Source organism: Blastococcus sp. MG754426, from assembly GCF_021699055.1.
In the GTDB taxonomy this organism is placed as follows: domain Bacteria; phylum Actinomycetota; class Actinomycetes; order Mycobacteriales; family Geodermatophilaceae; genus Blastococcus.
Genome location: NZ_SSXC01000039.1, coordinates 24,546 through 37,983, shown reverse-complemented (window position 1 = coordinate 37,983; position 13,438 = coordinate 24,546). Strand labels below are relative to the sequence as shown.

At 74.8% G+C, this 13,438-nt stretch carries 14 protein-coding genes; 3 read left to right on the top strand and 11 right to left on the bottom strand.

Annotated features, from left to right (window positions below; genetic code table 11):
* Positions 1-70 precede the first annotated feature (70 nt).
* Both E9549_RS13630 and E9549_RS13625 read right to left on the bottom strand, forming a co-directional pair.
* Positions 71-967 (bottom strand): mechanosensitive ion channel family protein, encoded by an 897-nt coding sequence (locus tag E9549_RS13630; protein ID WP_236827084.1) that lies wholly within the window; start codon positions 965-967, stop codon positions 71-73.
* A 156-nt stretch (positions 968-1,123) separates the two neighbouring features.
* Positions 1,124-1,909, bottom strand: coding sequence for a thioesterase family protein (locus tag E9549_RS13625; RefSeq protein WP_236827083.1), 786 nt, complete (start codon positions 1,907-1,909; stop codon positions 1,124-1,126).
* Positions 1,910-1,994: 85 nt separating this feature from the next.
* On the opposite strand from E9549_RS13625, the gene E9549_RS24200 reads away from it, so the two are divergent.
* Positions 1,995-2,966 carry a DMT family transporter gene (locus tag E9549_RS24200; protein ID WP_236827082.1) on the top strand — a complete coding sequence of 324 codons (972 nt, stop codon included), beginning with the start codon at positions 1,995-1,997 and terminating at the stop codon, positions 2,964-2,966.
* A 14-nt stretch (positions 2,967-2,980) separates the two neighbouring features.
* Here E9549_RS24200 and E9549_RS13615 read toward each other — a convergent pair whose 3' ends face one another.
* From E9549_RS13615 to E9549_RS13590, 6 genes are all read right to left on the bottom strand, one after another.
* Positions 2,981-3,826: an ABC transporter ATP-binding protein gene (locus E9549_RS13615; RefSeq protein WP_308113132.1), complete on the bottom strand. Its 846-nt coding sequence runs from the start codon at positions 3,824-3,826 to the stop codon at positions 2,981-2,983.
* Positions 3,823-4,911, bottom strand: coding sequence for an iron chelate uptake ABC transporter family permease subunit (locus tag E9549_RS13610; RefSeq protein WP_236827081.1), 1,089 nt, complete (start codon positions 4,909-4,911; stop codon positions 3,823-3,825). Before E9549_RS13610 ends, E9549_RS13615 begins: the two co-directional genes overlap by 4 nt.
* Complete coding sequence (locus E9549_RS13605; protein ID WP_236827080.1) at positions 4,908-5,963, bottom strand: iron ABC transporter permease; 1,056 nt, start codon at positions 5,961-5,963, stop codon at positions 4,908-4,910. Before E9549_RS13605 ends, E9549_RS13610 begins: the two co-directional genes overlap by 4 nt.
* Before the next feature lie 103 nt (positions 5,964-6,066).
* Positions 6,067-6,777 (bottom strand): hypothetical protein, encoded by a 711-nt coding sequence (locus E9549_RS13600; RefSeq protein ID WP_236827079.1) that lies wholly within the window; start codon positions 6,775-6,777, stop codon positions 6,067-6,069.
* Positions 6,778-6,820: 43 nt separating this feature from the next.
* Positions 6,821-7,348, bottom strand: a complete 528-nt coding sequence (locus tag E9549_RS13595; RefSeq protein ID WP_236827078.1) for a glutathione peroxidase — start codon at positions 7,346-7,348, stop codon at positions 6,821-6,823.
* Between the two features lie 16 nt (positions 7,349-7,364).
* Positions 7,365-7,769, bottom strand: a complete 405-nt coding sequence (locus E9549_RS13590) for a DUF2237 family protein (protein WP_236827077.1) — start codon at positions 7,767-7,769, stop codon at positions 7,365-7,367.
* Between the two features lie 55 nt (positions 7,770-7,824).
* Between E9549_RS13590 and E9549_RS13585 the strand changes: the two genes are divergently transcribed.
* The gene (locus tag E9549_RS13585; RefSeq protein ID WP_236827076.1) at positions 7,825-9,813 is read left to right on the top strand and encodes an acetoacetate--CoA ligase; all 1,989 of its coding nucleotides are present in this window, start codon (positions 7,825-7,827) and stop codon (positions 9,811-9,813) included.
* Positions 9,814-9,868: 55 nt separating this feature from the next.
* On the top strand, positions 9,869-11,125 hold the full coding sequence (locus E9549_RS13580) for an acyl-CoA dehydrogenase family protein (protein WP_236827075.1): 1,257 nt from the start codon (positions 9,869-9,871) through the stop codon (positions 11,123-11,125).
* 45 nt (positions 11,126-11,170) lie between these two features.
* Here E9549_RS13580 and E9549_RS13575 read toward each other — a convergent pair whose 3' ends face one another.
* The 3 genes from E9549_RS13575 to E9549_RS24490 form a co-directional block, all read right to left on the bottom strand.
* Positions 11,171-12,205: an alpha/beta fold hydrolase gene (locus tag E9549_RS13575; protein ID WP_236827074.1), complete on the bottom strand. Its 1,035-nt coding sequence runs from the start codon at positions 12,203-12,205 to the stop codon at positions 11,171-11,173.
* Positions 12,206-12,219: 14 nt separating this feature from the next.
* Positions 12,220-13,059 carry an MOSC domain-containing protein gene (locus E9549_RS13570; protein WP_236827073.1) on the bottom strand — a complete coding sequence of 280 codons (840 nt, stop codon included), beginning with the start codon at positions 13,057-13,059 and terminating at the stop codon, positions 12,220-12,222.
* 67 nt (positions 13,060-13,126) lie between these two features.
* On the bottom strand, positions 13,127-13,399 hold the full coding sequence (locus E9549_RS24490; RefSeq protein ID WP_236835155.1) for a zinc ribbon domain-containing protein: 273 nt from the start codon (positions 13,397-13,399) through the stop codon (positions 13,127-13,129).
* Positions 13,400-13,438: the final 39 nt, after the last annotated feature.

Sequence of the window (13,438 nt, the reverse complement as noted above, 5' to 3'; positions counted from 1 at the left end):
GTGGGCTCCTGCGAGGCGCGGGTGGTGGCGTCGGGGCGGGTGGTGGCGTCGGAGCGGTCGTCGGGCGTGGTCACCGGACCCCCTCCTGGACGGCGGTCGCGCCGTCCTGCACCTCGATCGCGGTCGTCGGCGCGGGCACCTGCATGCCCTGGCTGCGGAACGCCTGGACGATGCGGGCGCGCAGGTCGCGGCCCACCTCGAACTGCTTGCCGGGCAGCGTCCGGGCGACCACCCGGACGTTCACCTCGTCCAGGCCGAGGGTCTCGACGCCCATCACCGTGGGCGGGTCGAGCAGCAGCGGCCGCATGGCCGGGTCGCGGAACGCCTCCCGGCCGACCGCGCGCAGGATCTCGTTGGCGCGGGTCACGTCCACGCTGGTCGGCACGGGGACGTCGACGACGGCGCGCGCCCAGTCGCGGGAGAGGTTGACGACCTTGACGATCTGCCCGTTGGGCACGGTCACGACCTCGCCGTCGGGCGAACGCACCCGGGTGACGCGCAGCGTGACGTCCTCGACCGTGCCGTTCGCGGGGTCACCGCCGCCGACGACCTGGATCGAGACGACGTCGCCGAACCCGTACTGGCGCTCGGTGATGATGAAGAAGCCGGCCAGCACGTCACCGACGATGCGCTGGGCGCCGAAGCCCAGGCCCACGCCGAGCACCGTCGCCGGCGCGACGAGGCCGGTCACCGGGATGCCGAGGCGGTCGAGGATGAAGAAGACCGAGATCGAGTAGATGAGCACCACCAGGGACCAGGTGAGCACCTGGGTCAGCGAGTGGCGGTGCTTGGCCGCCTCCGACCGGACCAGCGCGTCGCCGCCGGTGGAGTTCTCGTCGATGCGGGTGGTGATCTTGTCGCCGACCCAGCCCACGAACCGGGCGAGCAGGACCGAGCCCAGGATGATGAGCACGACCTCGAGACCCCGCCCGGACAGCCAGTCCAGCACGTCTCTCAGCGCGTCCACGGCTCAGCACTCCGATCGTCGGGGAAAGCGACCCTCCCACCTTGCGCACCGCGGGGCGGCGTTGCCAACCTGACCCGCCGGGTCCCGCTTCCGGACCGGGTGATCGCGCTTCTGACCTGCGGCGGAGCCGTCGAGGAGAGCGAACTCACGCCGCGCTCACCGCGGCTCGACGAACAGCGACTGGCTGGACCGGCCGATCGGCCCGTCGGCGTCGAAGAGGACGGCGAAGCACTGCGCGGCCCCTGCACCACCGTGCACGGTGGTGGCGTCCATCCCCAGCCACTCGCCCCGCGGCGGTCGCTGCAGGGCGACGGTGAGGTCGACGTTGGCGAAGGTCGCCGTCCGCCAGTCCAGGGTGGCCGAGATGCCGCTGGCGGCGTCGGTCATGACCAGCAGGTGCTCCAGCGGCGTCATGCGCTCCCCGGCCACGAGGGCGCACTCCGGCCGGGTCCACGCCGTCGCCGGGCCCGGCCCGTTGAAGGTCCCCGCGGCGAACCGCCAGTCCAGCGCCCGGTGGTAGGCCACCTCGCTGGTGAAGAACGCCGCGCGCTCGGGGCGGCTCGCCTCCGGGCCGGCCGGTTCCGGGTGCGGCAGGGCGGTGGCGGGCGGGGCGTCGTCGCGGGTGCGCATCCGCCACGCCTGCAGGCGCATCAGCGGCGGGCCACCGGCGTCCAGGACCGCCTCGACCAGCACGATCCGCCGGCCGGGGCGGACGACCGAGGTGCGCACCCGCACCGGGCCGACCGGCACCGGCGCGAGGATGTCGTAGGCCATCCGGACGGTCTGCCCGCCCTGGATCGCGCCGGCCCGCTCGACGGCCCGCAGCAGCAGCGCGGCCGGTGGCCCGGCGTGCTGGTACCCGTTGTCCCACGGGCCGATGGTCAGGGCGGTGGCGGTGAAGCCGTCGCCGTCGGGCAGGTAGAGGGCCTCGGGAACGTCCACGGGAGGAGTCTGCCGCCCGGGTCGCGCGGCGGGGCGGGGTGGGGCGGTAGGTGTCTCGACGGCTCATGCCCGCTACCGTGCGCGCGTGCCCCGCACCGTCCGCCCCGGCCTCGGATATGCCTTCACGCTGGGCGCGGCGGCTCTCTTCGCCGTCAACGGCACGGTCTCCACGCTCGCCCTCCAGGCCGGGATCCCGCCGACCCGGCTGACCGCGCTGCGCTGCACCGGCGCCGCGCTGGTGCTGCTCGCGGTGCTCGCGCTGGCCGCGCCCGGCCGGCTGCGGGTGCGGCCCCGGGAGCTGCCGCTGCTGGCCGTCTTCGGCGTCGTCGGGGTCGCGCTGACGCAGTTCCTGTACTACGTCGCCATCGGGCGGCTGCCGGTGGGCATCGCGCTGGTGTTCGAGATGACCGCGCCGGTGTTCATCGCGCTCTACGTCTGGCTGGTGCGCCGCGAGCGGGTGCGCAGCCGGCTGTGGGCGGCGCTGCTGCTGTCGCTGTCCGGGCTGGTCCTCGTCGCGCAGGTGTGGGAGGGCGGCGGCTCGCTGGACCCGCTCGGCGTGGCGGCGGCGCTGGCCGCGGCGCTGTGCCTGGCCACGTACTACCTGGTGGGCGAGCGGGGCACGGTGAGCCGCGACCCGGTCACGCTGACCTGCTGGAGCTTCGTGGCGGCGGCGCTGTTCTGGGCGGTGGCCGCGCCGTGGTGGGCGTTCGACGCCGGGGTGCTGACGGAACCGGTGCCGGTCTCGCTGGGCGGCCTGCGGCTGCCGCTGTGGCTGCTGGTCGGCTGGATCGTGGTGCTGGGCGCCGCGGTGCCGTTCTGGCTGTCGGTCGCGGCGCTGCCGCACCTGGCCCCGACCACCGCCGGGCTGGTGGCGACGGTGGAGCCGGTGTTCGCCTCCGTCGTCGCCTGGCTGTGGGTGGAGCAGGTGCTCACCGGCTGGCAGGTCGCGGGGGGCCTCGTCGTCCTCACCGGGATCGCGCTGGCCCAGACCGCGCGCACCGGCCGGACCCCGTCGGCGCCCCCGGTGCCGGAGACCCCGGCGCCGCTGTCGACCTGACGGGGGCCGGGGCCTCAGCGCAGCCGGCGCACCGGGACGACCATCGGCGTCCCGGTCACCGGGTCGGCCATCACCCGGGCCTCGAGGTCGAAGACGCCGGCGAGCAGCTCCGCCGTCAGCACCTCCGCGGGCGGGCCGGAGGCCACCAGCGCGCCGTCCTTCATCGCCACCAGCCGCTGGGCGTACCGCGCGGCCAGGTTCAGGTCGTGCAGCACCACCACCACGGTCCGGCCGCGCTCGGCGTGCAGCCGGGCCACCAGGTCCAGCACGTCGATCTGGTGCGAGAGGTCCAGGTAGGTCGTCGGCTCGTCGAGCAGCAGCAGGTCGGTGCCCTGGGCCAGGGCCATCGAGATCCAGGCCCGCTGCCGCTGGCCGCCGGAGAGGGCGTCGACCGGCCGGCCCGCGAGGTCGGACATGTCCGTCCAGGCCAGCGCCTCGGCGACCACGGCCTCGTCGTCGCGGGACCACTGCCGCAGCCAGCTCTGGTGCGGGTGCCGGCCGCGGGCGACGAGGTCGCCGACGGTGAGCCCCTCGGGTGCGACCGGCGTCTGCGGCAGCAGGCCCAGCACCTTGGCGACCTCGCGGGTGGGCGTGCGCGCGATGGCCCGCCCGTCCAGCAGCACCTGCCCGCTCGTCGGCCGCAGCAGCCGGCCCAGCGCCCGCAGCAGCGTGGACTTCCCGCAGCCGTTCGGGCCGACGATCGCGGTGAACGAGCCCTCGGTCAGCTCGAGGTCGAGGTCGTCGACGACGACCTGCTCGTCGTAGGCCAGCCGGACGTGCTCCGCGGCCAGCCGCACCCGGGGCGGGTCGGCGGGACGGGTGGTGCGGTGCAGCAGTTCGGTGCCGATGTCGAGGGTCACAGCGTCGCTCGCCGCCTTCCACGGACCAGGAGCCAGAGCAGGTAGGGGGCGCCGATGACGGCGGTCAGGATGCCCACGGGCAGCGCCTGGGGCAGCACGGTGCGGGTGACCAGGTCGGCGGCGACCACGAGCAGGGCGCCGAGGACGCCCGACGCCAGCAGCGGCGGCCGCGAGCCGCCGGTGAGCCGGACGGCGATCTGCGGCACCACGAGGGCGACGAAGGTGATCGGCCCGGCGGCCGAGACGGCGAACGCCACGAGGAAGACGGCCAGCAGCACGACGGCGGCCTGCGCCCCGGCCACCCGCACGCCCAGCCCCCGGGCGGTGTCGTCGCCGAACTGGAGGACGCCGAGCACGCGCCCGGCCGCCAGCGCGAGCGGCAGCAGCACCGCGACCGCGGTCCCCAGCGGGAGGGCGTCGTCCCAGGTGCGGGCGTTGAGCGAGCCGGTGATCCACACGTAGGCCGACGCGGCGTCGTAGATCTCGGCGTTGGTGAGCAGCCAGTCGGTGAGCGCGGTGCCCGCCGACCACAGGGCGATGCCGATGAGGACCAGCCGGTAGCCGTCGACCCCCGCCCGCCAGGTGAGGGCGAAGAGCAGCACGCCGGTGACCAGCGCACCCAGCAGGGCGGCCAGCGGCACGCCCAGCCCGCCCAGGATCGCGCCGGTCGAGGAGCCGCCGCTGAGCACGATCGCAGCCACGGCACCCACGGAGGCGCCCATCGTGATGCCGAGGGTGTCGGGGGAGGCGAGCGGGTTGCGGGCGAAGGTCTGGAACAGCGCGCCCGCGACGCCGAGGGCCAGCCCGACGAGCGCGCCGACCACCACCCGCGGGGCCCGCAGCTCCAGGATGATGAACGGCTGCGGCCCCTCGCCGAGGCCCACCAGGGTGCGCAGGACGTCGCCGACGCCGATCGGGAAGTCGCCGCGCCCCATGCTCAGCGCCGCGGCCAGCACCAGCACGGCGAACCCGGCCACCGGCACGACGACCTGCCGCCAGTGCAGCAGGCCGGACACCGGGCCCGCGCGCAGCACGCGCCCGGGCCGCAGCCGGGGCTGCGGGGGGGCCGGGGCCTCGACGCTCACAGCCGCACCGTCCGGCTGCGGCGCACCAGCGCGATGAAGAACGGGGCGCCGACGAGGGCGAGCACGATGCCCACCTGGAGCTCACCGGGGCGGGCCAGCACGCGGCCGAGCACGTCGGCGACCAGCAGCAGCGCGGCGCCGGCCAGCGCCGAGCAGGGCAGCAGCCACCGGTGGTCGGGGCCGGTGAGCGCCCGGACGGCGTGCGGCACGACGAGCCCGACGAAGGCGATCGGCCCGCAGGCGGCGGTGGCGGCGCCGCAGAGCAGCGTGATCGCGGCCAGCCCGACGGAGCGGGCCAGCCAGATGCGCTGGCCCAGCCCGCGGGCGACGTCCTCGCCGAGGCCGAGCAGGTTCAGCGCGGGCGCGTTGACCAGGGCCAGCACCAGGCCGACGGCGAGGAAGGGGGCGACCTGGGCGGCCACGGTGGCGTCCCGCCCGGCCAGCGAGCCGACCACCCAGAACCGGAAGCTGTCCAGCGTCTGCTGGTCGCTGACCAGGACGGCCCGGACCAGGGCGTACATCAGCGCGGACAGCGCCGCACCCGCGAGCGCGAGGGTCACCGGCGTCGCCCCGCCCCGCCCGGCGGAGCCGATCGCGTACACCAGCACCGTGCCGAGCAGTGCCCCGGCGAAGGCGAACCAGACGTAGCCCGCGGGGGTGCCGACGCCCAGCAGCGTGATCGCCAGGACGACGGCGAGGCTCGCGCCCGCGGTCACGCCGAGGAGCCCGGGGTCGCCCAGCGGGTTGCGGGTGTGGCCCTGCATCAGCGCCCCGGCCACCCCGAGCGCCGCACCGACCATGAGGCCGAGCACCGTGCGCGGGACGCGCAGCTGGCGGACGATCACCGCCTCCTCCCCGGACAGGGAGGGGTCCAGCAGCGAGCGCCAGACCTCGGGGAGGCCGATCGACCGCGTGCCGATCGCGATGCTGGCCAGCGCCGCGGCGGCGACGAGCACCAGGAGCAGCACCAGCGTGCCGAGCCGCCGGGCACGCAGCGCCGTCGCCGGAGGTCGTGCCGAGCCCCGCGCCGGGACGTCGACCGTGGTGGCCACGAGCAGCTCCCGGGACGGACGGCTTGGTCAGATAAGGCTTACCTTAGCCTCGCGGCGCCGGTCCCGTCAGGGGCGGCGGGGCTCGACCGCCCCGCCGCGGCGTTCAGCGCTTCTGCCGACGGCTGCCCCCGTGCCAGTCCTCCTGCTCGCCGACCTCGCCCGGCTGCACGCCGAACGCGGGGAGCTGCGGGCGCTCGCGCAGGCTGCGCTTCAACTCGGCGAAGCCCGGGAACGACGCCAGCCCGACGACGTGGTCCCACAGCGCGACGGCCTCGTCGTCGGCGGGCCGCCGGCTGATGACCGGCCCGAAGAAGGCAACGCCCTCCGGCGGCCGGAAGTGCAGGATCGGCGTCCCGACGTCCTTGCCGGCCAGGCCGAGGGCCTCGTCGGTCTCGGCCTGGATCTGCGCGTCGCGCCCGTCGTCGTCCAGCGCGTCGGCGAGGTCGGCGGGCAGGCCGGCGTCGGCGAGCACGGGGGCCACGAACCCCGCCGTCCCGCGCACCGCCCGGTCGCCCTCGGGGCCGCGCTCGAAGACGTGCTGCCCGCACGCCTCGTAGAACCGGGCGACGCCCTCGTTGCCGTGCCGGTCGCGCACGTGGGCGGCCACGCGCAGCAGCCGCAGCCCGGCGGTGTGCCCGGCCTCGTACTCGGGCGGGAAGTGGGTCTCGTAGTCGACGTGCGCGTTGAGCAGCCGCAGCGAGATGAACCGCCACTCCACGTCGTACTCCCGCTGCGCGCTCACCTGCCGGACCCACGTGCTGGTCATCCAGGCGAAGGGGCAGACCGGGTCGAACCAGAAGCGCAGATCGGCCATGGAGGCGAACCTAGGCGCTCCCGCCCACCTGCGCCGGTCGGCGTCAGGCCGGGAGGACGGACTCGATCGCCGCGCGCACCTCGGGGGCGTCGGGCTCGGTGCGCGGGCGGAACCGGGCGACGACCCGGCCGGTGCCGTCGACCACCCACTTCTCGAAGTTCCACTGCACGTCGCCCGCAGCCCCGTCGAGGTCGGGCACCGCGGCCAGCCGCTGGAAGAGGGGGTGCGCGCCCGGGCCGTTGACCTCGGTCTTCTCGGTCAGCGGGAAGGTGACGCCGTAGGTGGCCGAGCAGAACTGCTCGATCTCCTCGGCGGTGCCGGGCTCCTGGCCCATGAACTGGTTGCAGGGCACCCCGACGACGGTGAAACCGCGGGGGCCGTACTCCTCGTGCAACGCCTCCAGCGCGGTGTACTGCGGGGTGAGCCCGCACCGGCTGGCCACGTTCACCACCAGGGCCGGCGACCCGCCGGTGAGCTCCCGCAGCGTGGTGGCGCTGCCGTGCAGCGTGGTCAAGGGCGTGTCGAGGAGGTCGTCCATGCCGCCCCGCAGCGCCACCGGCCGGGCGTTCATTCCGGCGGCGCGGCGCTCACTCCAGCCCGCTGACGTCGTCGGGCACGTCCACGGCGTACCGGCGCAGCGCCTCGAGGGGCACCACCTCCAGGGCCCGGGCGTTCGTGGCGGCCAGCACGACGCCCGCGGCCGCCCCGGCCTGGTAGGCCTGCAGCCAGCGGGAGGCGACGACGCACCAGCGGTCGCCCGGCCGCAGCCCCGGGAAGCCGTACTCCGGGCGCGGGGTGGAGAGGTCGTTGCCGAGCTCCCGCTGCAGCGCCAGGAACTCGGTGGAGACGACGGCGCAGACCGTGTGCGACCCGAGGTCCTCCGGCCCGGAGGTGCAGTGCCCGTCGCGGTAGAAGCCGGTCAGCGGGTCGGTCGAGCACGGTTCGAGCGGTCCACCGAGCACGTTCCGCTCGTCGGCGGGGTCGGGCTGCACGGGCACTCCTCGAGGGGGCGTGGTCGGCGGGCGCCCAGGATGGCATGGTGCGGGCGTGACCGAGACCACCGAGATCCTCTGGCGGCCGTCGGCCGCGTCGATCGCCGGCACCCGGATGGCCGCCTTCGCCGCCGACGTGGCCGCGCGCCGGGGCGTGTCCTTCGGCGACCCCGTCGACTACGACGCCCTGTGGCGCTGGTCGGTGGAGCACCTCGACCAGTTCTGGGGCGACCTCGCGCGCTGGACCGGTGTCCTCGACGTCCCCGACGACCGGGTGCTCCCCTCCCGCGAGATGCCCGGCGCCGTCTGGTTCCCCGGCACGACGGTGAACTACGCCGAGCAGGTGTTCCGCCAGGCCGCCGACGACCGGCCCGCGCTGGTCGCCGTCGCGGAGGACACCGAGCCCGTCGAGATCCCGTGGGCGGAGCTCCGGGCCCGGGTGGGCGCGTTCGCCGCGACCCTGCGCCGGCTCGGCGTGCGCCCCGGCGACCGGGTGGCCGGCTACCTGCCCAACGTGCCCGAGACCGTCGTCGCCTTCCTCGGCGCGGCCGCGGTCGGGGCGGTGTGGTCCTCCTGCGCGCCGGACTTCGGCACCCGCGCCGTCCTCGACCGGTTCGCGCAGATCGAGCCCACCGTGCTGGTCGCCGTCGACGGGTACCGGTTCAACGGGCGGGCGCACGACCGGCGCGAGGTCGTCGCGCAGCTGCGGGAGGCGCTGCCCACGGTGCGGACGACGATCGCCGTCCCGCGGCTCTTCCCCGACGAGGTGCCCGACGGCGCCCTGGCGTGGGCCGACGCCGTCGCGGACGGGCAGGACCCGGTGTTCGAGCCGACGCCGTTCGACCACCCGCTGTGGATCGTCTACTCGTCGGGCACCACCGGCCTGCCCAAGGGGATCGTGCACGGGCACGGCGGGGTGGTGCTGGAGCAGCTGAAGTCCGGCCGGCTGCACCAGGACCTCGGCCCCGGCGACCGCTTCTACTGGTACACCTCGACGGCCTGGATGATGTGGAACGTCGTGGTGTCGTCCCTGCTCTCGGGGGCGACGGCGATCCTGCACGACGGCGCCCCGGCGTACCCGACCGTCGACGCCCAGTTCGCGCTCGCCGCCCGGCTGGGCACCACCGTCCTGGGCACCAGCCCCGGCTACCTCGCCGCCTGCCAGAAGGCCGGCGCCCGCCCCGGGGACGACCACGACCTCTCGGCGCTGCGCGTGCTGGCCAGCACCGGGTCCCCGCTGCCCGCGTCCTCCTACCACTGGGTCTACGACGCCGTGGGCGCGGACCTGCAGCTGACGTCGGCGTCCGGCGGCACCGACGTCGCCACCGGCTTCATCGGGTCCAGCCCGCTGCTGCCGGTGACGGCGGGGGAGCTCCAGCGGCCCAACCTGGGTGTCGCGGTGGCGTCGTGGGACGAGCAGGGCGAGCCCGTGGTGGGGGAGCTGGGGGAGCTCGTGGTCACCGAGCCGATGCCCTCGATGCCCCTCTGCTTCTGGAACGACCCGGACGGCGCCCGCTACCGCGCCGCCTACTTCGAACCGTGGCCGGGCGTGTGGCGGCACGGCGACTGGCTGGAGATCACCGCGCGCGGCACCTGCGTCATCACCGGCCGGTCGGACTCCACGCTCAACCGCGGCGGCGTGCGCATGGGCACGGCCGACATCTACGCCGCCGTCGAGGCCTTCCCGGAGGTGCTGGACTGCGTCGTGCTCGGCGTGGAGCTGCCCGAGGGCGGCTACTGGATGCCGCTGTTCGTGCAGCTCGCGCCCGGGACCGAGCTGACCGAGGACCTGGTCGGGCGGCTGCGGGCGGCGATCCGGGAGCAGGCCAGCCCGCGGCACGTGCCCGACGAGGTGATCGCCGTCCCGGGGGTGCCGCACACCCGCACCGGCAAGCGGCTGGAGGTGCCGCTCAAGCGGTTGTTCCAGGGCGTGGACCCGGCGAAGGCGGTCAACACCGGCACCGTGGACGACGCCTCGCTGGTCGAGCACTACGTCGAGCTCGCGAGGGCGCGCGGCGGTGACGCTGGTCACGAGCGCGGGTGATCGTGCTCCGCCGGGGGAACGGGCCGGGGATCACCGCCCTCAGCGAGGAGGACGCATGACCGGCACCGACGAGATCCTCGAGCCGCAGCCGCCCGCGCTGCTGCCCCCGTGGCACACCCCGGAGCGGGAGGCGCTGCAGGAGCAGGCGCGCCGGTTCGCCATGGAGGAGGTGCTGCCGGTCGCGGACGAGCTCGACCCGCAGAAGGGCCTCATCCCGGCGTCGCTCCTCTCCGGCATGGCCGAGCGGGGCTGGTTCGGCATCACCGTGCCCGCGGACCAGGGCGGGCTGGGGCTCGGCGTCTTCGAGTACTGCATGGTCAGCGAGGAGCTCGCCCGCGCCTGGATGTCGACGGCCAGCATCCTGGCCCGCTCGCAGGGGCTGGGGACGGCGGTGCCCGACGCCGGCCGCCGGCACGAGCTCATGGCCCGCAGCGCCCGCGGCGAGTGGATCGGCGCGATCGCGCTGTCGGAGCCCGACGCCGGCTCCGACCTGGCCGGGGTCTCCACCCGCGCGGTCCTCGACGGCGACGAGTGGGTGGTCACCGGCCGCAAGCGGTGGTGCGGCAACGCCGAGGCCGCCGACTTCATCCAGGTGCTCGTGCGCGAGCGCGACCCGGAGCCCGGGGAGTCCCGCTCGGCCGGCCTGCTCAACCTGCTGCTCGAGAAGGAGCGCGGCGCGTTCCCGGAGGGGCTGACCGGCTCCCCGATCGACAAGATCGGCTACCACGGCTTCCTCACCTGGGACCTCACCTTCGACGGCGTCCGCATCCCGAAGGACAACGTCATCGACCAGGCCAGGGCCGCCCGCGAGGACAGCGACGCCGAGGGCGAGGAAGCGAAGCAGGCCGGGTTCGCCGAGGCGCAGAAGTTCCTCAACACGGCCCGGGTGCACACCGCGGCCCGCGCGGTGGGCCTGGCGCGGGCCGCGCTGGAGGACTCCGTCCGCTACCTGCAGGAGCGGGAGCAGTTCGGCCACCCCATCGGCGACTTCCAGGCGCTGCGGTTCGCCGTGGCCGAGATGGCGGCGCAGATCGAGCAGTCGCGGGCCTTCTACCGGCAGGTCGCCCACCTGCTCGACCTCGGGCTGCCGGTGGCCAAGGAGGCCTCGATGGTGAAGCTCGAGGCCACCGAGATGTCGGTGCGGGTGACCAACCAGGCCATGCAGCTGCACGGCGGCAACGGCTACACGACCGAGCGGCAGGTCGAGCGGCACTGGCGGGACGCCCGGCTGACCACGATCTTCGAGGGCACCAGCGAGATCCAGAAGCGGATCATCAGCGACCGACTGCTCCCGCGCAGCCCGCTCAGCTGAGCGTGGGGGGCGCTGCACGGTCCACGCCCGCCGCGCCGGGGCGGGTCAGGCCGGGCGGTCCAGCAGCTCCCGGAGCGCCCGGTCGATGAACTCGTTGTCCGCCGGGTTCTGCCCCAGGCCGGCGAAGTGCCCGTAGACGGTGGGGATGACCCGGACCTCACCGTGCTCGATGAACTGCGATGCCCACTCCTCGTCCTCCGGCGGGAAGTAGAGGTCCGTCTTCGCCGGCATCGCCACCAGGGGACAGCGGATCGAGCGCAGCGCGGCCTCGGTGTCGCCGTCGAAGCCCGGGGTCTTGCCGACGTCGCCGTGCTCCCAGGTCCAGAGCATCCCCAGCAGGTCGTTGGGGTCACGGTCGTCGAGCCAGAAGCCCTCCCAGAACCCGACGAGGAAGTCCTCCAGGGAGGAGAAGCCCAGGTTGCGGTACTCCCGCTGCCAGTAGAAGGCCTGCGACAGGCCCCACCCGGCGTAGATCCGGGCGAAGGCGCGCAACCCGGCGGTGGGCAGCGCGTCCCGCCGGTAGCGGCCGCCCGCGAACGCCGGGTCGAGGGTGAGCGCAGCACGCAGGCTCTTCAGGAAGACCTGGTTGTGCTCGCTGGTGATCGCCGAGCCGACGATGGGGGCGGCCCGCTTCACCATCTCCGGGTGGCTGACCGCCCACTGGTAGGTCTGGCCGGCGCCCATGGAGGACCCGAGCACCAGCTCCACCGACTCGATGCCCCACTTCTCCGTGAGCAGCCGGTGCTGCACCTCGACCTGGTCGTAGAACGTCACGGGCGGGAAGTTCGGCCCGTCGTAGGGCGGCGGGGTGTTGCTCGGCGACGTCGACAGGCCGTTGTTGAGCTGGTTGGGCATCACGATGAAGTACTTCTCGGGGTCGCAGGCCATGCCCGGCCCGACCGACCACTCGTTGGCGTCGTGCCAGGCGCTGTACCACGTGGGGTGGACGATCACGTTGGACCGGTCGGCGTTCAGCGTGCCGTACGTCTTGTAGGCGAGCTGGGCTCCGCGCAGGGTCGCGCCGCTCTGCAGGACGACGTTTCCCAGGTCGAACAGCTCGTGGTCGGTGGGCCGGGGCATCGGGGCTCCTCGCTTCAGCGGGCGGGTCGGGCGGCCTGGACGGCGGTCTCGTCGAGCAGCTCGACCGGGTCGCCGAGGGCGATCTCGCCGGGCTGCTCCACGGTGGCGTACATGCCGAGGATCGCGGCGCCGTTGTCCGGCAGGTGCGCCACCGGCGTGCTGAGGTCGGTCGCGAGCTGGCCGCGGTACCTCACGATGGCCTTCAGGGTGCCGAAGTCGACCTTCCCGCTCTCCGGGTTCTCGTTGGTCACGACGCAGCGCGGCACCGGTCCGACCACCTGGACGGTGACCGCGCCGATCCGCACGCGTCGGCCGGCCCAGGTGTCCTCCTCGTGCACGTCGCAGCCGGCCACCTCGACGAGCATCCGGAACCGCCGGTGGTCCAGCCGTTCCCCGTCCGGGGTGACCCGGCGGAGGTGCTCGAGCGTCGCGGTGGAGATCAGCGTGACCGGGTGGACGTCGACCGCGTCACCGGGCCGGTCGACCGCGACCAGGTGCACCTCCTGCCCGACGAAGTCGCTGAGCGCGGCCGACCACGGCCCCTCGAGGACGTGCCCGTCGACGTCGCGCCCGTAGAAGTCCGTGCGCACGGCCTCGCCGAGCCCGGTGGTGCGACCCGCCACGGGCGGACGGTCGGGGAACCTCAGGACGAGGTGGTCCCCGTGGGGGTCGAACTCGGCGGTGAGCTGCACGAGCGGACCGTGCTGCTTGCCGTTGAACAACCGCCGCCGGGCGTCGACCAGGTGGAAGCGCCGGTTCTCCGGCACTCCGTTGCCGGTGACCGTCACGGTCTCCGGGTGGTGCAGGGCGGTGCCCTTGACCGGGGTGGTCGAGAGGCGGGAGACGAGCGGCATGGCCCTCCGTCCGTAGCGGTTCGGGTGCTACCGACCGTAGCCGGGGGCGGCCGGCCCCGCCCTCGGATCAGTGCCGATGGGCCGTGCCGCCGCGCAGGCGCCGTCCCGTGGGCGGGCCGGTGATCACCGGCTCCCCGCTGCGCGCCCGGTCGACGCGCGCGCGGTCCGCGCGGCCGGCGTCGCGCAGGGCGCCGGCGTGAGGGCGCCCGACCCCCACGCGGTAGTGGCGCGTCGCCGTCCGGTCGCAGGCGGGGCATGGCGCCGTGGACGCGGCGTCCCGCATCCCACGGTGCAGGTCGAACGGGCCGCACTCGGGGCAGCGGAACTCGTACAGCGGCAACGGGGTGCTCCTCTCTGGGGTCGGGGAGGGACGTGGTGC